Annotated in this window: 12 protein-coding genes; 5 read left to right on the top strand and 7 right to left on the bottom strand. The window is 58.8% G+C overall.

Annotated elements, in window-relative coordinates:
* Nucleotides 1-25: 25 nt before the first annotated feature.
* The gene (locus B5G37_RS06490; protein WP_087255672.1) at nucleotides 26-5,464 is read right to left on the bottom strand and encodes a fibronectin type III domain-containing protein; all 5,439 of its coding nucleotides are present in this window, start codon (nucleotides 5,462-5,464) and stop codon (nucleotides 26-28) included.
* 631 nt (nucleotides 5,465-6,095) lie between these two features.
* Here B5G37_RS06490 and B5G37_RS06485 point away from each other — a divergent pair.
* Entirely contained in the window at nucleotides 6,096-7,802 is a 1,707-nt protein-coding gene (locus B5G37_RS06485) for an alpha/beta fold hydrolase (protein WP_087255670.1), read from the top strand.
* A gap of 98 nt (nucleotides 7,803-7,900) precedes the next feature.
* On the opposite strand, the gene B5G37_RS06480 is transcribed toward B5G37_RS06485, so the two are convergent.
* The 5 genes from B5G37_RS06480 to B5G37_RS06460 form a co-directional block, all read right to left on the bottom strand.
* The gene (locus tag B5G37_RS06480; RefSeq protein WP_087255668.1) at nucleotides 7,901-9,190 is read right to left on the bottom strand and encodes a sensor histidine kinase; all 1,290 of its coding nucleotides are present in this window, start codon (nucleotides 9,188-9,190) and stop codon (nucleotides 7,901-7,903) included.
* Between the two features lie 2 nt (nucleotides 9,191-9,192).
* Complete coding sequence (locus B5G37_RS06475; RefSeq protein ID WP_158099360.1) at nucleotides 9,193-9,903, bottom strand: LytTR family DNA-binding domain-containing protein; 711 nt, start codon at nucleotides 9,901-9,903, stop codon at nucleotides 9,193-9,195.
* 157 nt (nucleotides 9,904-10,060) lie between these two features.
* Nucleotides 10,061-11,056, bottom strand: a complete 996-nt coding sequence (locus B5G37_RS06470) for a helix-turn-helix transcriptional regulator (protein ID WP_087255666.1) — start codon at nucleotides 11,054-11,056, stop codon at nucleotides 10,061-10,063.
* A 146-nt stretch (nucleotides 11,057-11,202) separates the two neighbouring features.
* Nucleotides 11,203-13,203, bottom strand: a complete 2,001-nt coding sequence (locus B5G37_RS06465; RefSeq protein WP_242962792.1) for a glycogen/starch synthase — start codon at nucleotides 13,201-13,203, stop codon at nucleotides 11,203-11,205.
* Between the two features lie 82 nt (nucleotides 13,204-13,285).
* Nucleotides 13,286-14,809 (bottom strand): YifB family Mg chelatase-like AAA ATPase, encoded by a 1,524-nt coding sequence (locus tag B5G37_RS06460; protein ID WP_087255664.1) that lies wholly within the window; start codon nucleotides 14,807-14,809, stop codon nucleotides 13,286-13,288.
* Between the two features lie 246 nt (nucleotides 14,810-15,055).
* Between B5G37_RS06460 and nifJ the strand changes: the two genes are divergently transcribed.
* The 4 genes from nifJ to B5G37_RS06440 all read left to right on the top strand — a co-directional run bounded on the left by nifJ (nucleotide 15,056) and on the right by B5G37_RS06440 (nucleotide 22,382).
* Nucleotides 15,056-18,595, top strand: coding sequence for a pyruvate:ferredoxin (flavodoxin) oxidoreductase (nifJ, locus tag B5G37_RS06455; protein ID WP_087255662.1), 3,540 nt, complete (start codon nucleotides 15,056-15,058; stop codon nucleotides 18,593-18,595).
* A 97-nt stretch (nucleotides 18,596-18,692) separates the two neighbouring features.
* A complete protein-coding gene (locus B5G37_RS06450) occupies nucleotides 18,693-19,349 on the top strand; it encodes a ComF family protein (RefSeq protein ID WP_087255660.1) in 657 nt (218 codons plus the stop codon).
* A 419-nt stretch (nucleotides 19,350-19,768) separates the two neighbouring features.
* Nucleotides 19,769-21,427, top strand: coding sequence for a ribonuclease J (locus B5G37_RS06445; protein ID WP_143482887.1), 1,659 nt, complete (start codon nucleotides 19,769-19,771; stop codon nucleotides 21,425-21,427).
* A 109-nt stretch (nucleotides 21,428-21,536) separates the two neighbouring features.
* Entirely contained in the window at nucleotides 21,537-22,382 is an 846-nt protein-coding gene (locus tag B5G37_RS06440; RefSeq protein ID WP_087255772.1) for a tyrosine-type recombinase/integrase, read from the top strand.
* On the opposite strand, the gene B5G37_RS15535 is transcribed toward B5G37_RS06440, so the two are convergent.
* A partial coding sequence (locus B5G37_RS15535) for a hypothetical protein (protein WP_204217883.1) occupies nucleotides 22,379-22,617 on the bottom strand: 239 nt, incomplete at its 5' end. The two genes, B5G37_RS06440 and B5G37_RS15535, sit on opposite strands and share 4 nt — an antisense overlap.

Raw genomic sequence — 22,617 nt, 5'->3', positions numbered from 1 at the left:
ATCTCCTTTTATCTCAGATCCAGGGTCAACCCTGGCCGGTGATGGTGATGGTGGGCAGTTCCTGGGGCAGCTCCACCCACAGAGAGTCGCTGACCAGCCGCTGTCCGGCGTTGGTCATGGCGTCATCCACCCGGTACAGTTCCACCCGCACAGAGGTGGGCAGGGGGGTGGCGGAGGGGTCTACCCAGTAGACCCAGCGGCCATCCGAGGTGTTCCCCAGATCGCCCTGATCGGGGACGGGAGCCAGAATGATCTGTTCCGACTTGCCTTCGCCCTCGGGGGTGTAGCCCACCATGTTGCCGTCCTGGTCATAGACGATGACGGCGTTGTAGGCGGGGTTACCCTTGTAGCTGCCGATGTAGACCAGGGAGCCGGCGGGAATGAAGCCGTCCTGGCCCTGGGAGCTGGTGTACAGATTCTGGTCATAGATGTAGTCCTCACCCAACAGGCCGATGCCGTCAGAGGCCATTTCCACGTTGTCGCCGGTGGGGCCCAGCACATCCACTTCGGTGAGGGACACCTCCTGAGCGCCCACAAAGGTCAGGCGCAGGCCAGTGGCGGCGCTGGTGCGAATCCAGCCGGACTCAGAGACAAAGTACAGGGTGTTGGAGGCTCCAGCAGTGAGGACCTTGTCCTCCAGGTTCACATCCACCCAGGTTCCATCCTCCAGCAGCTGCACCTTCAAGGTACCAGCGGGGAGGGTGGGTAAGTTCAGCTTCAGGCCGGTGACATCCAAAGCCTGACCGAAGGAAATCTCCACCATGGCGTCACCCTGGCTGGTGGTGCCGGTGTAGGTGGTGCTCTGGTTGTTGTCAAAGGCCAGACTGATGGCGGACTGGGTGGTGGGATGGTCGTGCTGACCGGGGTTGAACCCGGCGTCGGGATTCTCCTCGTCGTGATCCACCTGGCTGTCCTGCTCAGAGGTCATGTTGGTGGTCACATCCCAGAAGCTCTTGTCGTGGCTGCCGTCGTGACTGATCTTCACGGTCTCCAGAGTGAGGGGCTCAGCCCGGTACAGGTACTGATCCACCGCCACCACCTGGTAGGTGAAGGCACGGTTGTTGATGGTGGTCACGGTGTCCACGAAGGTGGCCTCGCCGTTGTCACCGGCCAGAACGAAGCCCACCACCTGGGTCTGAGGCTGGCCATAGGCCATCACCGTGCGAGTGATCTCGTAGCCCAGCAGGGAGGCGGAAGCCTGGTCGGGGCGGATGGCCAGCTGCACCTGGTTCTGAGCCAGGCCGTTGGTGTCATCGCCCAGGGTCAGCTGCACATCCTGCTGCTCCAGCTGGGTCTTACCCTGGAAGGTCTCCCCGTCGGGGTTCTGGATGCGGTAGTCCTGGGCCTGGTCGTTGACGTAGGCAATGGCCCGCTCTTCCTTCTCAAACTGACCCATGTAGGCCAGAGTGGCGGCGTTGGGCTCCATGCCCCAGGCCAGGAAGAACTCGGTGAGGTCGCGCTGGGCAGCGGCGCTGGCCAGGCGCATGAACTTCTGGTTGGCGTCACCCTCCAGGGTGAGAGCAATGCCGCCTTCCGCAGCCTTGGGAGCGGCGGAGGGGGTACGGGCGTAGGTGTCCACCCGAGCGAAGAACAGGCTGTCCACCACGTCCTGATAGGAGGTGAAGGACTTGTAGGGATAGTAGTTGTCGTAGGCCAGACGCAGCTGCCAGTACATGGCCAGCTGAGTGAACACGTCGTCGCTCTGACCCACGGTGCCAGAGGTCACCTTATCGTACACGGCGTCGTAGCCAAAGCGCACGTAGCCGTTTTCATAGGTGGAGAGCTGAGCGAAGTAGTTGTTGGTCACTTCTGCCACGGCGTAGGCACCCTGGTTGATGTCGTGGCCAATCTCGTGGCCGATGCCCCAGCCGAACCAGTTGCCGGAGAGGTAGCGGCCCAGATCGTCGGCCTGGACCAGGCTGCCGGTGACCAGGTCGGGGATGGAGCCCCAGCCCACACCGATGTGGTTGCCAGCGGCGTACATGAAGGCGCCGGCAAACATGCGCATGTAGCGGATATTCAAGTGCTGAGAGGGGGTCTTGTTGATGGCCTTGGGGGCGTCATCGGTGAGGCCCTTGTGCTGATAGAACACCACCATCATCTGGTCCATGGCCTCCATGGAGTTCAGCAGGCGCTGGGCCTTCTCCTGGGCGGTGCCGCTGCCCAGACCGGAGAGCACCTGCTGGGCGGAGAGGGAGAAGAGCATGCGGTCGCCCATCAGCTCGGTGGCGCCCAGAATGCACTCCTCGGGGTTGTAGTCGTAGTTGACGTTGGCGTTGTTGCTGCCCTGGTGGTGGGTGTTGTGCAGCTGCTCCAGCTGGGCCACGTAGGTCTCCAGCTCCTCCACATAGGTCTGGGTCAGAGCCAGGGCCTGGGCCTGATCGCTGATGCCGTACAGGTCCAGGGTGGGGATGGGGTTGCCGCCGGCCACACGCACGGCGTACTGGTCGTTGGCGTTGTTGCCGGTGTAGCGGATGTACAAAGAGCCGCCGCGCTCAAATTCCTTGCTCACCAGAGTGGGGATCTGGATGGTGTTCTCGCCCACCACCAGGTTGGAGGTCTGGCCCACAAACTTGCCGGACTCGGCGTTGTACTGGGTGTAAACCAGTTGCAGCTGGGCGCTCTCGCCCACCCGGCGGGAGGTGTGGCCCACGTAAATGGTCACAGTCTCGCCAGCTGCGGCCACCACGCCCAGAGGCTGCCAGTCATTGAGGCCGGTGAAGCCCAGGGCGCTGTCGTTGCGGCCCTTCACCGAGGCACCCAGACCGGCGTGGACGTTGACGGTCTCCAGAATGTCGCCACTCAGCAGCTTGCGGGCGGTCTCCAGCTCCCGGGTCAGCTGCTTGTAATCGGGGTGCAGCTCGCCGCTGACGGGATCGGGGGTGTTGAGGCGGGTGCTCAGAGCGTCAATCTCCGCCTCGGAGACGTTGGTGTGCAGAGTGGTGTGGCAGGGATCGGAGTACAGGGCCATGATGTCCTGATAGATGCCGTCGTAACCATAGAAGAGCACCTCGGACACGCTCATGCCCCGGGAGTAGCCGGTGGAGAAGCCCACCATTACCTGCTGGGTGCGCACTTCCTGGGGGAAGGACACGTAGAGGTAGCGGCGGTTGTTCTCATCCTGGCGCACAGACACTCGGGCGCCGTCCACGGAGCGGCGCTGTCCGGTGGTCTCGTCCCAGTAGAAGACGGAAATCTGGCTGATGCCGCCGTTCTGAGGCTCCACCAGAGCCAAGCCGCCCAGGGACTGGACACCGTCAAAGGTGAACTTCAGGCCCCAGTCGCCACGGTGATAGGTGACGCCGTAGTCCCAGTCGGAATTGTAGTAGTAGGAAGCCTGGTCGCCGTCGGCCACACCCCAGGCCTTCATGCTGCTCTTGTCAGCTTCGAAGGGGCTGTTGACCATGTTGCCGCCGTATCCATCGCTGGTGCGCACCACGTCCACAATGTGGGCAGTGAGCTGGCCCTCACCCACATAGGTGTTGATGAGCTGATAGGCGGGCAGCTTGGCGGGGAGCAGGGACAGGGTGGTGGCAGAGGAGGGAATGGCCATCTCGCCCTCGCCCAGGTCGTTGGTGCCGGACACTGTCACCTCATAAGTGGTCTTGTCGGCCAGATTGCGCAGGGTGTACTGGGTGCCGGTGATGCCGGAAGCGGCGGTGCGCCACTCGCTCTCACCCTTCACTCGGTAGTACACGGTGTAACTGTCGGTGTCGTCCATGTCCTTCCAAGACAGGGTGATGGTCTGGTAGCCGGCACTGGCATCCAGATTGTCCGGCTTGGGGGGGAGCTTGGTGACTACGGGGCTGACGGTGATGGGCTCGCTGTAGCCGCTGGACCACTTGCCGTTGAGGCCCTGGACCCGGACGGTGTAGTCCCGGCCATTGATGAGCTTCTTGCCGTCCAGCTGGGTCACCAGCAGAGTGTTGGCGGTGGTACGGATGGTGGTGGTCACGGTGCCGCCGCCCTTGACGGGGCCGGTGATCTCCACCTCGTAGCCGGTGAGGTTGACCCCGGCCTTCCAGCTCAGGGTGAACTCCTTGTCCCCGGCCTCAGCAGTCAGCCCGGTGGGCACGTCCATCTCGGGGGCGGGGATGCGGTTTTCCATGTCGTTGAGGAACTCCACCTTGGAGATCTCCGCCAGGTTCTTGTTCTGGGTGGCGGTGATGGTCAAGGTGATCTTCTTCACGGCCACCTGCTTGCCGAAGTCCACCTGGAGAGAACCGTTGGACAGGCGGGTGACGGTGGGGGCGGAGGTGAAGAAGGAGATGAGGCCGGAGAAGAAGCTCACTTCCTCCACAATGTTAGCCTCCAGGGTCTTTTCCACCCCGTCCTCCTCATAGGTCACCAGAATGGTGCCCCCGGTGATGGGGTTGCTGTCCGCGGGGGCAATGGTCATGCCCTCCATCTGAGGCTGGGTGGCAAAGTTGAAGTCCAGGGCCACGGGGTTGCTCTGGCTGATCTCCCCAGACCCGGCAGGGGTCAGGGTGACAGTGTCACCGGTGGAGACCAGGGCGTCCAGATCGCCCTCCACCTGGGTGCCCTCGGCAGCTGCAGTCTGGGTCAGAGTGTGGGCCAGACGGGTCTGGACGGTGGAGAGCACGTTGGCCAGCTGGGTCTCGTTCTCCCCCAGGTTGGCGGCCAGCATGTCCAGGTCGGCCAGATTCCACTGGCCGTCCCGGTTCAGGTCAGCGTTTCCGGTCTCGTCGCTGCCGGTTTGAAGGGCGTCGATGAGAAGATCCACGTCGGTGCTGTCCAGAACCCCGTCCTCGTTCACATCACCCAGACGGAGGAAGCCGGGGTGGTTGCCCTCAGCGTCAAAGCCTGACAGGGTGGAGGTGTACACCGTCAGCTGGCTGTACACGCCAGCCTCCACGGTGAGGGACTGGGTGTAGGTGGCAAAGCCGGGGGCGGTGAGCATCACCTGGTAGTCGCCAGCCTCCAGATCCTCCACCTGAAGCAGGGTGGAAGAGGCGCCGCCGTCGGGGTTGGCCCCCAGAGTGCCGGTGGCTCGACCACTGTCACCCTCGCCCACCACGGAGAGAGTGAAGGCTACGTCCTGGCCCATGGGCAGGGCGGAGGAGAGGTTTACTTCCACGCCGCCCACGGTGGGGTCAGTCACAGAAGGAGTATCCTGAGAGGGAGTGTCCTCGGTGGAAGTATCCTCTGTGAGGGTGTCCTGCTGGGGAGGGGTTGCCTCGTCCTCAGAGGGAGTCTCCTGCTGAGGAGGTACGCTTTCTTCCGCAGCGGGGACCTCTTCCTGGGGAGAGACGGTCTCCTCCTGGGAGGTAACGTCCTCGGTGGAAGAGGTGGTCTCATCCTGCGCAGGAGTTTCCTCCTGGGAAGAGGTGGCCTCTTCCTGGGTGGAAAGACTCTGAGCGGCCCAAGCAGGCAGTGCGCTTTGGGCGGCCACAGAGAAGGTCATGGCAAGGGCCAAAAGCAGGGATAACTTGGAGTTCTTCATCGGTCCTTTGTTCCTTTCTCTTGCTTGTGTGATTGGAAAGCTCAGGAATAAATCATAGAAAAACCATGGGCTTTCTCAAATTCCGGATGATTATACCAGTTGTGTCAAGCAAAGGCAAGGGAAAGTACATGGAAATTTGCTTTTTAGCACTTGTGCATATTTTCACATAGGGAAAAGGGGCTGTTTTCAAAATTCTCTGTGCATATTGATGGGGGCGGGGTGTGAGGGTGTGTCGTGGAGGTGGGGGCGTGTTACGGGGAGTGAAATCAAGGGCCGGTTATGACAAAAAAACACCCTGTTATCCAAGGCGAATGGCCGGTTGAAGCAGTTCTGTGCACGGTTGTGCCACAGTTATTGAACAAGAAAGCAAGGATCCATATAATGGGGCCATGAAATCCCATGGAGAATTTCACAAGAGCACATACAGAATGCGACCTTAGATTATGCGATTTCTCCAAAATGGGGCGTGGACCACGGATGGCCCACATTAGAAAAGAAACGAGGAGGAAAAAAGATGACCAACCAAAAATCATCCGCCACACGCAAAAGCACCAGGGCGTTTCTCGTAAGCTTGGTGCTACTCATCTTGATCTCAGTGGTGAACTGAGGAGTGATCACAGGGTGGGGTAATGTGAAGATTACCCGGATCAATCTGGTGGGAAATGACGGCCTACGGTACAGCGCGCTGCTGTATGTCCCCGCCAACGCCACCGATGAGACTCCAGCTCCAGCCATTATGATGTATCATGGCCTGTCGGGTAGCGCACGAAACCATGAGTCCTGGGCGGTGGAGTTTGCCCGCCGTGGCTTCGTATGTTTGGCCCCGGACAATATGGGAGCTGGAGACAGTGAGTTTAGTATGGAAGGCGGAGAGTTTGACCCCTCCATTCCTGATGCGTTCACTCAGTATTTGCTGTCCCTGCCCTTTGTGGATGACACGCGGTGGGCCATGGGGGGACATTCTCTGGGCAGTGATACCTGCTTGGCCATGGCCTTGAAGTATCAGCCCAATGTGGCCATGTTCTCCGATGGCGGCGGCATGACGTTCCAAACGGCGGTAACCGAAGAGAACTACTACCACGGAAACCTGCTCTTCCTTCTGGGTACAGCGGATAAGTCGGGCCAACCCGCAGATTTTATCAACATGACCCAGACCATGCTGGAGTATAACGGGGTGTCTGTGGACGGGGAACTGGTTCCTGGCCAGCTGTACGGCTCCTTTGAAGAGAGCAATGCGGGAAAACTGGCCCTGATTCCAGATCAGGTCCACGAAGCCGCCTTTACCACTCCGGCGCATATTGAAGAAATCCTCAACTTTACCCAAGCTGCCTTTGAGGTGCCCAATCCCATCGACGGCAGTGAGCAGATTTGGATGTGGAAGGACATCACAGGTATGGTGGGCATGGTGTGCTTTGTCTGCTGCCTCATCTGTCTGGCTCTCATGCTCATCGACAAGATTCCTACTTTGGCCATCATCAAGCAGCCTCTGCCCCGGAACATCGGTATGCGGGGCGTACCTTTGGCCATCAGTGTTGTGCTGGCTTTGGTTTTCCCCGTGCTGGCCCTGTACACCGGTTCCTTTGGCCTTATGTCCCTTCTGGCCAGCTCTTCCGGCAAAGAGGCATTGATTCCTCTGTTTTCCGTATGGTTTACCAACATTGCATTCAGCTTGATTATTGTGCTCAACATCTTTGGTGCACTGATGTTTGTCCTCTACCACAAGACCTGGGGCAAGAAGAACTTTGGGGCTACGTTCCAGGATTACGGCGTGACCATTGAGGGTGGCGCCAAGCGCACGCTGGAACTCATCGGAAAGGCCCTGCTGCTGGCGGGCATTGTGGTGGCCGTGGGCTGGACTTACCTGCTTATCCAGAAAGGCATTTTTGGAACGGACTTTTACTGCCTCTTCTGGGGTTATAAACCCATTGCGGGGTATAAGTTTGTCTACTACATCCCCTATATGATCGTTTGGGCTCTGTGCTTTGCCGTGGCCGCAGTGGGCATGTGCGTGGAGCGCCGTCTTCCCTCCACCGGCAATGAGTCCAAGGACACCGCCATTGCTGTGGCCGTAAACATTTTGCTGGCTGCGGGAGCCATCTCTGTGGTAAATATTCTGGAGACGGTGTTCCAAATTCAGGTCGGTCATGGCAGTTCGTTCTTTGCCAGCTGGGGGATTCCCATCACCCGAATCTGGGGCATGCCCATTGGAATGATTTTGGGTGCGGGCGGAAATACCTATCTCTACCGCAAGACGGGTAATATCTGGCTGGGTGCCATTTTGATGGGCTTTATCGCCGCTCTGGGTGCCTGTCTCTATGGACAGATCCGCTTTGCGTAATCCAACGCAGTACCAATCGAAAAAGACACAAAGCTGCACCGTGGAAACCAGTTTCCGCGGTGCAGCTTTGTGCGGTTGTTGTACGTGGGAATGGAGCTTTAGGTATCTTCGACAGACGGGATAGGAAACATGAGAGTGAGGGTAAAAAACTCGGGATCAACACTGGTTTTTACGATGCCCTGATAGCCAGCGGCTGCTTTTCGGATGTTGGATAGGCCCATACCATGTCGGTGGGGGGCACTTTTGCTGGTCACGGGAAGATCGCCGTGGAAGGTAACGGTACCGCAGTAGGTGTTTTGAATGGTGATAAACAAATAACCGGCTGACAACACCCCTTTGATGGAAATGGAACGGGTGTCATGGGAGGGTATTTTTTCACAGGCCTCCATGGCGTTGTCCAATGCGTTGGAAAATATGGTGCAAATGTCTACGGGCTGCATATGGGACAGGGGACGGAAGTCCACAGCTACGTCCATGTGAATTTGCAGGGCGGTGGCTTGGCGATATTTTTGGTCCAAAAGGGCATTGAGATAGCGATTTCCGGTGTCGATGTAGTGGTCACAAGAGGTCATTTGACCTAGCAAATGTGTGGTGTAATGGCTCACGGATGGGGCGTGATCCTCCTGTGCCAGTTGCTGAATCATGAGCAGGTGGTTTTTGATGTCGTGGTGAATGGATCGCAGTTCTCGCACGGCAGCCTGTTGGGATTCCAAGCTGTTTTGTAAAAACTCGCTGGTCTTTTGCTGGGTGTACTCGGCTTCGATTTGCTGGAGACGATGCCCGTACCGTTCCATGAGCAACAGAAATGCGATGAAGAACGCGTGAAGCAATATAAGGTAGAAGAAAAAACTGTCCGCATTGGTGTTTACCGGAGAGGAAATGGTCACTTTGAAAAAGGACGTTTTGGTATAGAGCATACACAGAAAAATTAACGTCACGGACAGACGCAGATCCAGCAAGATGACGTTCTGTGTCCGCAGAGGCAAGATTTTGTAGGCCAGGGGGATGACCAGGAGATACAACAGGTTATACAAGGGATTGACACCGACCGATGACAACAGAGCTTGGATAATAATCTGACAGGCGGTAAATATGGATGTAATAACCATGGAGATGTGCAGCGATACATCCCAGGATTTTCCTTTGGAGACTATGAGATACAGCGTATAAATGCCTACTCGGTAGAGAAACTGTGCTGCATTGCCCATCCAACTCATAAGAGCGGGATATGCCGTCTCCAGGCCCAGAAAAAGGGGGGACAGAGCGAGAATAATCAGGTATGATAACCTTTTTCGACGTACAGAGATGGTACCGTTGGGGGCAATGGGAGAGAAGATCCAGATGGACAGTCCAATTTGTAGAATGGCTAGAAAAATGCGTACCCCCATACTTACACCAGCCCTCGTATGTATTGGCTGTACTCCAGGAGAAATTGAGCACGCCGGTGCTTGCTCAGGGCAATTTCCTGCCCGTTGGACAAAAACACGGAGGTCAGGCCAATTTTCTGAATGTGGAAGGCGTTGACTAGAAAACTCTTATGGCAGCGCAAAAACCCCATGCCAGCCACTTGACGTTCCACATCTCGCAAGGGAATGTTGAAGGTTTCCTGCCCGTGGGTGGAGACCACCAACATGGTGCGCCCATACACCTCAAAGTACAAAATATCGTTGCTGTAAAACACAGCCAGAGAGTCCTGACGTTTCAGGGAGATGGTCTGTCCCCGCTGGTGGGAGAGCATGGTGATGGCATCTTTGAGCTGGCGGGCCAGAGATTCATACTGCACCGGCTTGACCAGGAAGCCAAAGGCGTGGACGTCATACCCCTCCAGGGCGCACTGGGTCATGGTGGTGATAAACAGAATGCACAGTTGGGGGTGACGCTCCCGCAGTTTTCGGGCGGTGTCCATGCCGGATAGGCCACCCATTTTGATGTCCAGAAGGAGAATCTGTGTGTCCGGGGCCATATGCTCCAGCAGTTCCTCGCCGCTGGAAAATTGGGCGATCTCCAAATGCTCTGGATACTCTTCCTGGAAGTGGCGAAGCAACAGCAGGATTTGCTCCCGGGCAAATCGCTCATCATCACACAAAGCAAGTTTGTACATGACCTCGCCCCTTTCCATACAGCTACCATAAAGTGAGTAAAGTAGATAAACCTAGTATACCAGATGATTGAATTTGCAACAAGGTAGCATGAAAGAAAAGAGACAAAAAAATATCCCTTCTCACATTCATTTTGAATCTGAGAAGGGATGGAAAAATTTATTTCTTGCTCAGCAGTCCGGCCACAGACCGTACCGGGGCGTACAGCACCGCGGCCACCGGCCACACGATCCAAGTGCGGTCCCAGGCCATGGTCCAGAAGCTCCAGCCCAGGTAGAGAGCCGTCACCAGACCCCAGTAGATGGTGGCCAGGGAGCTGTTCTCCTCTCGCTTATGCTCCCGGGTGTAGTCCCCGGTCTCCAGCAGACGCTGGAAGCTGCCGGCGATGATGCAGGTGCGCACCAGCAGGAACACTCCCACCGCCACCACCACAAACATGAGGATGATGCCCAAAATGGGAGCCATGCCATCCTCGTCGATGGCCACAGCTACCATCAGGGGGGCCAGACTGAGGATACACAGGGTAATACCCACCACCAACAGCATCAGGTGGGTGGGCTGGTATTCGGCCTGACGCTTTTTCACCACGCCGTCCACGCCATAGGCCAGTTCCACAGGCTGGCTGTCCAAATGCTCGTAGGGGGACAGGCGGCTGCCGAAGAAGAGGAACAGAGCCGCGGCGGCGGACACCAGGGCCAGCATCACCAGGATACCTACCCCGCCAGCCAGAGGCTCGGACAGAGTGAAGCGGCCCTCTTCGCTGGACAGTCCGCCCAGGTACATCAGAACCGTGGGGGAGAGAATGCACAGAGCCACCCCCAGGGCAATTTTGCTGGCCACACCCCGCACGGTGTCCAAATAGGTATTGGCCTCCTCCAGGGTGATGCGCTGCACCGGAGCCTGGGGGGTGCTGGAAGCGGGGGAAAGTTCCGGTTCGACCTGGGGCAGATCGGGCTCCAGATCGTCCCGTAACAGGTAGTCAGTGCTCACCTCAAAGATTTGACTGAGGCGAAGAATTTTGTCCAGGTCGGGGATGGATGCCCCGCTCTCCCATTTGGACACAGACTGTCGGGACACGCCCAGTTGATTGGCCAGCTCCTCTTGGGACCAACCGGCTTTTTTTCTCAAATTAGTGATCTTGTCGGCTAAAATCATGGTTGTGCCTCCCATCGGCTTTGATGGCTTGATGATAGCAAAAAGGGGGGTGGCACGCCACCAAGAGGGGTTGGAAATCTGTCAACTGCCAGTTGCATTAGGGGGAACGGGGCGGTTTTTCGCCCCGTTCCCCCTGAAAACACGCATTACCACTGGGTCAGTTCCAGATACAGATCCTTGTACTGACGGGCGGAGTTTTCCCAGGACACGTCCTTGTCCATATCCCGCTGCACCACCTCGTCCCAGTGGTAGCGGTTGGTGAAATACTCGGTCTTGGCCCGGTTGATGGCGTCCAGCAGCAGCCCCGCATCATAGCGGTCGAAGGTAAAGCCGTTGCCGTCTCCGGTGAAGGGGTTGTAGGGTGCCACGGTGTCCTTCAATCCGCCGGTCTCCCGGACGATGGGCAGGGTGCCGTAGTGCATGGCGTTGAGCTGAGTCAGGCCGCAGGGCTCGAAGCGGGAGGGCACCAGTAGGGCATCGGCACCGGCGTAAATGCGGTGGGCCCGGGCCTCGTCGTACTGGATGCAGGCGGCGAAGGTGCCCTTGTGGGTGTTCTCATAGTAGCGGAAGGTGTCCTCATACTCCTTGTCTCCGGTACCCAGCACCACCACCTGGGTGTTGCCGTCCAGCACCTGGGGGATGATATCCCGCACCAGATCCAGACCCTTCTGGTTGGTGAGCCGAGAGATGAGGCCGATGACAAACTTGCCCTCGTCCTCCTCCAGACCCAGCTCCCGCTGCAGGGCCAGCTTGTTGGCCATCTTGTGCTCCAGCACGTTGCCCAGGTCGTAGTTTTCCACCAGGGCGGGGTCGGTGGCGGGGTTCCACATGTCATAGTCAATGCCGTTGACAATGCCCCGCAGCTTGCCGCTGTGGTAGCGCAGGTGGCCGTCCAGGTGCTCGCCGTACTCGGGGGTCTGAATCTCCCAGGCGTAGGTGCCGCTGACGGTGGTGACCCGGTCGGCGTAGGCGATGCCGCCCTTGAGCATGTTGGCGTCCTGGTAGCCGTCCTTCAAAGCCCCCATCTGGAAGGCGTGGTCGGGCAGGCCGGACCAATACTTGATGGTGGGGATGTTGTAAATGCCCTGGAAGCGCAGGTTGTGGATGGTGAGGATGGAGCGGGCCCGACCCACCGGGGAGTCGGCAAACAGGGTGCGCAGATACACAGGCACCAGGCCGGCCTGCCAGTCGTGGCAGTGGATGATGTCGGGGATCCAGTTCATGTAGTTCAGGGCGGCCAGAGCGGCCTTGCTGAAGAAGCAATACTTGGGGATGTCGTCCACCAGATTGGTGTAGGGGTTGCCGTTGGAGAAGAACTCCTGGTTGTCAATGAAGTCGTACACCACGCCGTCGCAGATGTACTCCATGATGCCTACGTAATAGTTGCGGCCGGTGTGGCCCAGGTCCATGTAAAATTCACCCCGGTATACCATCTGATCCTGGTACTTCTGGGGGATGCAGGCGTAGCGGGGCAGAATCACCCGCACGTCACAGTTGAGCTTCACCAGCTGACGGGGCAGGGCGTACATCACGTCACCCAGTCCGCCGGTTTTCACAAAGGGATGACATTCCGATCCAATGAACGCGATACTTCTCCGGGGCAGGTTGGACATAACACTCATAGGGATAGCCTCCTCTACAACAGGTGTGGGTTCCTTTGCCATGGGAGCGGGTTCTACTACGGTGGGGATGGGTGCTTCCGCCACGGGAGCGGGTTTCTTCGCCGCAGGGGCGTCCTTCTTTTTGGCGGGTGCAGCCTTCTTGGTTGCGGACGTCGCTTTTTTGGCTGCGGGAGTGGCCTTCTTCTCCACAGAAACGGGCTTCTCCACCACGGGTGCAGCCTTCTTCTCCACGGGAGTGGGCTTCTCCACCACGGGTGCAGCCTTCTTCTCCACGGGAGTGGGCTTCTCCACCACGGGTGCAGCCTTTTTCTCCACCGGAGCGGGTTTCTCTGCCACAGGGGGAACCTTTTTCTCTACGGGAGCAGCCTGTTCCACCACAGGGGCGGCAGGGGCCTGCTTCACAATATCCACCGGCTCTGCCGCAGGGGAAGCTTTCTTCGCTGCGGTGCTGGCAGGAACCTTCTTGTTCATCACTTTTTTTCCAGTGGTTTTCTTCTTGGTGGAAGTTGCCTTTCTTTGTACCATTACGGACCATCCTTTCACAATGATATCATCCTATGGACTGAGATTGTTGTCGTAAAGGGCTGGGGAAATCCGGGGGTATGGGTCAGATCTGGAGTTGCTCGGGTGGGCGATACTGGAGGGCCTCCGCCAGATGATGGGGCTGAATGTTGGCCGAGGCGTCCAGGTCTGCCACGGTGCGGGCCACCCGGAGGATGCGGTCATAGCTGCGGGCGGTGAGGCCCAGCTTCTCATAGGCTCCTCGGATCATGGCCTGACAGGCGTCGTCCAGTTGGCAGTATTCTTTTAGTTCCACAGGTCCCATATGGGCGTTGCAGGTGGGCCCCTGGGGGCCAAAGCGGCGTCGTTGGATGTCCCGGGCGGCGTTGACCCGGGCGCGGATGTGGGCGGAGGACTCGGCGGGGCCGGACTGTCCGGTGAGTTCGTCGTAATCCAGGGCGGGGACATCCACGCAGATGTCAATGCGGTCCAGCATGGGACCCGAGATGCGGCTTTGATACCGGCGCACCGCCTGCTCGGAACAGGTACACCGCCCCGAGGGGTGGCCGTACCAACCGCACTTGCAGGGGTTCATGGCACACACCAGCATGAATTGGCTGGGGTAGGTCACCGAGCCGGATACCCGGGTGATCTGGGTTTGCCCATCCTCCAGGGGCTGGCGGAGCACCTCCAGCACATCCGAGTGAAATTCGGGTACCTCATCTAAAAACAGCACCCCATTGTGGGCTAGGGAGATCTCCCCGGGGCGCAAGTTGGCGCTGCCTCCGGCCATGCCTACGGCGGAAATGGTGTGGTGAGGGGAGCGGAAGGGGCGGCGGAGCACCATGGGGTGCTCCCGGCTGGTCAGGCCCATCACGGAGTAAATTTCCGTGCAGGCCAGGGCCTCTTCACGGGTGAGGTCGGGGAGAATGGAGGGCAGGCGCTTGGCCATCATGGACTTGCCCGCCCCCGGGCTGCCGGTCATCAAAATATGGTGTCCTCCGGCGGCTGCCACCTCCAAAGCCCGTTTGGCTCCCTCCTGACCTTTGACCTCGGAGAAGTCGGGGCCGGTGGGGCGGGTGTCCGGTGGGGTCCAGGATTGGGCGGGGGGTATGGTGGCCTCCCCACGGATGTGGGCGCATAGCTGTGCAACCGTTTCCACTCCATATACTTCTACCCCCTGGGCCAAAGTGGCCTCGGGTGCATTGTCGGCGGGGACGAAGAGCCGGCGCACCCCGCAGCGGGCGGCGGCCAAGGCCATGGGCAGCACCCCGGACACCGCGCGCAGCCCGCCGGACAGGGACAGTTCCCCCAAAAAGGCGGCGTCGCCATAGCCCTTCAAAGGAAGTTGCCCGCTGGCGGAGAGAATGCCCAGCAAAATGGGCAGGTCATACACGGTGCCCACCTTTTTCCGGTCGGCAGGGGCCAGGTTGACGGTGATGCGGGAGACGGGGAAGTCAAAGCCGCTGGCGCGGATGGCCGAGCGCACTCGCTCCCGGGATTCCTTCACCGCCGCATCGGGCAGACCCACCACGTCGAAGGCGGGTAAACCTCCGGTGAGGGCACATTCTGCCGTCACCGGGTAGCCACGGATGCCGCTCAGGCCCAGAGAGAGTAAATTGCACACCATAAGGGGCTACACCTCTTCGTGAAAAACGTAACAAAAATTCTTCGTTCATTATCATACCACGGGGGTTTGTCCAGTGCAAGGTATCAGATTCATGTTAGCCAAAAAACGGAAGAGGACATTGTAGGGCTTTCCAATAAAATGTGGAATTTTTCATTGAATTTATAGGAGAAATGTGGTAGACTGAGGTGTATTCGGAATTCAGATGCCTCAGCGCTCTTTGCTGAGAAGCAAAAGGAGGAAACGAAAATGGCACGTAAGTTCAAAACTATGGACGGCAACACCGCTGCCGCTCACGTGTCCTACGCATTCACAGAGGTTGCGGGTATTTACCCCATCACTCCGTCCAGCCCCATGGCGGACAATGTGGATCAGTGGGCCGCTGCTGGTCGGAAGAACATCTTCGGCCAGACCGTGAAGGTTGTGGAGATGCAGTCCGAGGCCGGCGCTGCCGGTACCGTCCACGGCTCTCTGGCCGCTGGCGCCCTGACCACCACCTACACCGCATCTCAGGGCCTGCTGCTGATGATCCCCAACATGTACAAGATTGCCGGTGAGTTGCTGCCCACCGTGTTCCATGTCTCCGCCCGTACCGTGGCCAGCCATGCTCTGAACATCTTTGGCGATCACTCCGACGTTATGGCCTGCCGTCAGACCGGCTTTGCCATGCTGGCTGAGTCCAACCCCCAGGAGGTTATGGACCTGTCTGCTGTGGCTCACCTGGCCACCATCAAGAGCCGCGTCCCCTTCATCAACTTCTTCGACGGCTTCCGTACCTCTCACGAGATCCAGAAGGTTGCCGTGTGGGATTATGAGGATCTGGCCGAGATGTGCGACATGGACGCCGTGGCTGCTTTCCGCGCCCGCGCCCTCAACCCCGATCACCCCGTGATGCGTGGTTCTCACGAGAACGGCGACATCTTCTTCCAGCACCGTGAGGCCTCCAACCCCTACTACGATGCCGTTCCCGAGATCGTGGAGGAGTACATGGGCAAGGTCAACGAGAAGCTGGGCACCAACTATCAGCTGTTCAACTACTACGGCGCTGCCGACGCTGACCGCGTCATCATCGCCATGGGCTCCATCTGCGACGTGGCCGAGGAAGTCATCGACTACCTGAACGCTCACGGCGAGAAGGTGGGTCTGGTGAAGGTGCGTCTGTATCGTCCTTTCCGTGCCGACAAGCTGCTGGCTGCCATCCCCGCCACCTGCAAGCAGATCGCTGTGCTGGACCGCACCAAGGAGCCCGGCGCTCAGGGCGAGCCTCTGTACCTGGACGTGGTGACTGCTCTGGCCAACGGCGGCCGCAACGACATCCGTGTCATCGGTGGCCGTTACGGTCTGGGCTCCAAGGACACTCCCCCCGCCAGCGTGTTCGCTGTGTACGAGGAGATGACCAAGGCTGACGCCAAGCGTCTGTTCACTCTGGGCATCAAGGACGACGTGACCCACCTGTCCCTGGAGGAGAAGCCCTCTCCCAACACTGCTGCCGAGGGCACCATCGAGTGCAAGTTCTGGGGTCTGGGCGGCGACGGTACCGTGGGCGCCAACAAGAACTCCATCAAGATCATCGGCGACCACACCGACAAGAACGTGCAGGCTTACTTCCAGTACGACTCCAAGAAGACTGGCGGCGTGACCATCTCCCACCTGCGCTTCGGTGACAAGGCTATCCGTAGCCCCTACTACATCAACAAGGCTGACTTCGTGGCCTGCCACGTGCCCAGCTACATCACCAAGGGCTTCCCCATCGTCCGTGACGTCAAGCCCGGCGGCGTGTTCCTGGTCAACTGCCAGTGGAACTTCGACGAGCTGAACCACCACCTGGATGCCGCTTCCAAGCGCTACATCGCTCAGAACAACATCCAGCTGTACATGATCAACGCCATCGACCTGGCTATCGAGATTGGCATGGGCAAGCGCACCAACACCATTCTCCAGTCCGCCTTCTTCGCTCTGGCCAACGTCATGCCCCAGGAGGACGGCATTCGCTACATGAAGGAAGCTGCCACCAAGTCCTACCTGAAGAAGGGCCAGGACGTGGTTGACATGAACCACAAGGCCATCGACCTGGGCGCCACCGCCTTCGTGAAGGTGGACGTGCCCGCCGACTGGGCTACTGCCGAGGAGGCTGTCGTTGCTCACAACTACGAGGGCAAGGCCGAGCTGGTGGCTCAGGTGGAGAACATCATGGAGCCCGTCAACAAGATGGACGGCGACTCCCTGCCCGTCTCCAAGTTTGTGGATTGCGTGGACGGCACCTTCCAGCAGGGCGCTGCCGCTTACGAGAAGCGCGGCGTGGCCGTCACCGTGCCCGCCTGGAACCACGAGACCTGTGTCCAGTGTAACCAGTGCTCCTACGTCTGCCCCCACGCCACCATCCGTCCCTTCGCCATCACTGATGCCGAGCTGGCCGCTGCTCCCGAGGGCACCGTGGCTGTGGACTTCAAGGCTGGCGCTGGCAAGGGCGTGTACAAGTACACTCTGGCTGTGTCCGCTCTGGATTGTATGGGCTGCGCCGTGTGCGTGGGCGTGTGTCCCACCAAGAGCCTGACCATGGTTCCCATGGAGCAGGAGCTGCCCAAGCAGCCCACCTTCGACTACCTGGTGGCCAAGGTTGCCCCCAAGAAGGACGTGGAGAGCGTTGCCACCGTCAAGGACAGCCAGTTCAAGCAGCCCCTGCTGGAGTTCTCTGGCTCCTGCGCTGGCTGTGCCGAGACCGCTTACGCCCGTCTGGTCACCCAGGTGTGCGGCGATCGTATGTATGTTTCCAACGCCACCGGTTGTTCCTCCATCTGGGGCGGTCCCGCTGCTACCTCTCCCTACTGCACCAACGCCGAGGGCAAGGGTCCCGCTTGGGCCAACTCCCTGTTCGAGGACAACGCCGAGCACGGTCTGGGCATGCTGGTTGGTGTCAAGCAGCGTCGTGAGAAGCTGGTGGAAGTTGTCACCGGCCTGACCACCGCTGACTGCGCCAGCGACGAGCTGAAGGCTGCTGCCGCTGAGTGGCTGGCCAAGCGCGACGAGGGCGAGGGTTCCAAGGAGCCTTCCGCCAAGCTGCTGGAGCTGGCTAAGGCTTGCGACTGCGACGCTTGCCGTCAGGTCGTGGAGATGTCCGACCTGCTGGTGAAGAAGTCCGTGTGGATCTTCGGCGGCGACGGCTGGGCTTACGACATCGGTTACGGCGGTCTGGACCACGTCCTGGCTTCCGGCGAGGATGTCAACGTCTTCGTCTTCGACACCGAGGTGTACTCCAACACCGGCGGACAGGCTTCCAAGTCCACCAACATCGGCCAGGTGGCTCAGTTCGCCGCTGCCGGTAAGACCGTGGGTAAGAAGAGCCTGTCTGAGATCGCCATGCAGTACGGCTACGTCTACGTGGCTCAGGTTGCCATGGGTGCCAACCCCAACCAGACCCTGGCTGCCATCCGTGAGGCTGAGGCCTATCATGGTCCCTCCCTCATCATCGGCTATGCTCCCTGCGAGATGCACTCCATCAAGGGCGGCATGACCAACTGCCAGAGCGAGATGAAGAAGGCCGTGGCCTGTGGCTACTGGAACCTCTTCCGCTACAACCCCATGCTCAAGGAGCAGGGCAAGAACCCCTTCACTCTGGACTCCAAGGCCCCCGCTGGCGGCTATCAGGAGTTCCTGATGAACGAGGCTCGCTACTCCTCCCTGACCCGTTCCTTCCCCGAGCGCGCTCAGGAGCTGTTCGAGAAGAACGAGAAGGCCGCTATGGAGCGCTGGGAGCACCTGCAGAAGCTCATCGAGCTGTACGCTCAGTAATCCATTTCCCAAGCATTCAAAAGGACGCAGCCACCGGCTGCGTCCTTTTTTTACCAACACATTCGACGTAATTCGACGGGAAAGGGGGTGGGAAGAGATGGACTGGAAAACATGGATGACTCGGCTGATCTACCCGCCTCGCTGTCCCTTCTGCGGACGGGTGTTGGAGATCTGGGAGAAGGAGGGCATGTGCCATCACTGCCAGAGCATCCTGCCCTGGTGTCCGGGAGATGGAAAGCGGGTGGACTTCTGCCGCGCCTGCCTGTCACCGTTGTATTACCAGGACGGAGTGCGCCGGGGGATGCACCGCTATAAGTTTTGGGGTGGCCAGGATTATGCCCAGGTATTTGGGTTGCTCATGGCCCAGTGCCTGACCGATCATTGGGGTGAGCCCGTGGATTGCATCACCTGGGTGCCGCTGTCATCCAAGAAACTGAACCGGCGGGGCTATGACCAGTCCCAACTGCTGGCCCAGCGAGTGGGGGAGCTGACGGGGCTGGAGGTGGTGTCCACTCTGGACAAGGTGCGCCACACCCGCCAGCAGTCCCGCATTGTCTCCCCATCCGCTCGACGGGCCAATGTGGCCGGGGCCTACCAGATGCGGGAAGATGCGGACGTGGCAGGAAAACACATTGTGCTGGTGGACGACGTGGCCACCAGCGGGGCCACGTTGGAGGAGTGTGCCGCCTGCCTGCTCCAGGGCGGGGCGGAGGAAGTGGTGGCCTTGACCTTGGCCCAGACCAAGAAGGAGTGAAGAGGGCTACTCCCGGCAGACAAAAAACACTGTACTTTGCCATGAATGTATGATATACTTGCTTGAACAAGCTCCTCCCCGATTGGGTTGAGTTGAGCGGTTTGGATACGGCGTAAAGCGAGGCGTGTGGGCCCGCTTGTGATAGAGAAACGAGATAGAGCGCAAGCGCAGGGAAAGGCGGCCGGCCATCCTTCTGTTGGGCGAGACAGGGCCAAAACAGGGGGAAGGGACGACGGCGCTTTTTGCCTGCGCACAAAAGGGACTTTTTTGCCCTTTTGCCGGAAATCAGAACCTCATTTCGGGCATACTCACCTCAAGGGGAGGTGAATACCCGAAACCCCCAAGGGGGGAGTGCGCCCACAGCGCCCATAGATACGCATATCGACAGAATGAGTAATCAACGACGTAAAGGAGTATTTATGGCAGAAAAATTGAAAATTATCTCTCTTGGCGGTCTCAACGAGATCGGCAAGAACCTCACCGTGTACGAGTACGGGAACGACATCATTGTGGTGGACGTGGGCATGGGCTTCCCCGACGACGAGATGTACGGCGTGGACGTGGTCATCCCCGACTTCACCTACCTGATCCAGAACCGGGACCGCATCCGGGCCATCTTCATCACCCACGGCCACGAGGACCACATCGGCGCCATTCCCTATCTGATGCGGGATGTGAACGTGCCCATCTATGCCACCCGTATGTCCGCTGGCCTCATCCGGCTGAAGCTGGAGGAGCACCGTCTGGACAAGAAGGTCAAGCTCATCACCTGCGAGGCCGGGGAGACGGTGCGGGCTGGCAAATTTACCGTGGAGTTCATCCACATCAACCACTCCATCGCCGATGCCGTGGCCTTCGCCATCCGCTGCCCTCTGGGCACGGTGGTGCACACCGGCGACTTTAAGATTGACCCCACCCCCATTCAGGGTGGCATGGCTGACCTGACCCGCCTGGGCGAGCTGGGCCGAGAGGGGGTTCTGGCCCTGTTGGCCGACTCCACCAACGTGGAACGCCCGGGGTACAGCAAGAGTGAGTCCAGCGTCGGAGCCTCCTTTGAGGCGCTGTTCCGTACCTGTGACCAGCGCATCATTGTCACCACCTTTGCCTCCAACGTGGACCGCATCCAGCAGATCATCAACGTGGCCGCCAAGTATGGCCGCAAGGTGGCGGTGACCGGGCGCAGCATGGAAAATGTCATGCGGGTGTCCACCGAGCTGGGTTATATGCAGGTACCCGCCGGCACCGTGGTGGATATCAACCAGATTAAGGGCATGCCCAAAAACAGGGTGTGTATCATCACCACCGGCAGCCAGGGCGAGACCATGTCCGCCCTCACCCGCATGGCCTTTAACACCCACCGTCAGGTGGAGATTCAGGCGGGTGACCGGGTGATTTTGTCTGCCTCTGCCATTCCCGGCAACGAGAATGCCATTGGCAACGTCATTAACGAGCTGTACCGCCGGGATGCCGAGGTGGTCAATGAGCGGGAACTGCCCCTCCACGTCTCCGGCCACGCCTGCCAGGATGAGCTGAAAATCGTTCATGCTCTGGTGCGGCCCAAGTACTTCATCCCCGTCCACGGGGAACAGCGCATGCTGAAAACCCATGCCAAGCTGGCTCGCAGCATGGGTATGGACCCTCGAAATATCATCATCAGCGACGTGGGTAAGGTCATCGAGATTACCCAGAAGCACGCCCGTATCAACGGCACCGTACCTTCCGGCAAGGTGTTTGTGGACGGCTACGGCGTGGGTGACGTGGGGGCCGTGGTGTTGCGGGATCGCCAGCACCTGGCCCAGGACGGCATGATCGTGGTGGTGGTGTCCATGTCCGGCGAGGACGGACAGGTCATCTCCGGTCCCGATATCATCACCCGCGGCTTTGTGTATGTCAAGGAGTCCGAGGCTCTCATGGATGATCTGCGCCAGGTGGCGGTGGATGCCCTGAACACCTGCCAGGATCGCCACATCCGGGACTGGTCCACCATCAAATCGGAGATCAAGGGGAATTTGTCCAACTTCCTCTACAAGAAAACCAAACGCAATCCCATGATTCTCCCTGTAATCATGGAAGTGTGATTCAAAAAGCCTTCCCAGGTGACACTGGGAAGGCTTTTTTATGCAAAAATAGGGCATGTACTCCTGAAATTGTGGCATGATAGAAAGATAGGAAAGGAGCTGGATGAATATGCCGGAATATCACATGACCACACAACAGGTGAAAGAATACCAAGCTTGGCTGCGCCGAGAGGAACGGGCACAGGGTACCCAAGAAAAATATATGCGAGACATCAAGGCTTTTCGTACCTGGCTAGGAGGAAGAGGGGTGGAAAAGGAACAGGTGGCGGCATGGAAGGGATATCTGCTGGAGCAGGGATATGCCCCTGTCACCGTCAATTCCATGCTGGCCTCTCTGCACAGCTTTTTTCGCTTTGCTGGGTGGACGGGGTGCCAAGTCAAGTATGTGAACATTCAGCGGCGGGTATTTCGGGAGAGCCAGCGGGAGTTGAGCCGTGCAGAGTACCAGAACTTAACGGACACCGCCCACCGGTTGGGGAAAACACGGCTGGGACTGGTGCTGGAGAGCATCGCCGCCACCAGCGTGCGGGTGTCCGAGGTGCGATACCTCACGGTGGAGGCGGCCCAGAGGGGCAGAGCGGAAATCTCGCTGAAAGGGAAGATTCGGGTCATTTTGTTGCCTGGGAAGCTGTGTAGAAAGCTGCTGAAGTATGCCAAGAAAAACAAAATCGCCTCCGGTGAAATTTTTATCACCAGAAGCGGGAGAGGGATGACCAGGGGACAAATTTGGGCGGAAATGAAGCAGCTGTGCCAAAAAGCGGGGGTGGAGGCATCCAAGGTGTTTCCCCACAACCTGCGCCACCTGTTCGCCACGGCCTTTTATCAGGTCAGCCGGGACATTGCCAAGCTGGCGGATGTTCTGGGCCATTCCAGCATCGAGACCACCCGCATTTACTTGGTGACCTCAGGGGCGGAACATGCCCGGGAACTCAATCGGCTGGGCTTTGTCCATTAGAGACAAAATGAATATTTTGTTGTGGGTGTTGCGGGATTTATCCCTCCATCCACAGAATTTTTCCACTTTTTGGGGCGTTTTTTCGTTCCCGTCCTAGAAAAAAGACGCAAAGACCTAGACCAACCATTGGTTCCAAATGGTTGGTCTGGGTCTTTGCGCCAATTCAGGCAGGAATGACTTGCCAACTCTGGTATGTAGTGATACAATATGGAAAAAGATTCTTTTATTCTTAATC

It is taken from the genome of Pseudoflavonifractor sp. An85, from assembly GCF_002161235.1.
GTDB lineage: Bacteria > Bacillota > Clostridia > Oscillospirales > Oscillospiraceae > Enterenecus.
Note: the sequence above shows the minus strand (reverse complement) of the source record. Positions and strands in the feature narration are given on the sequence as shown.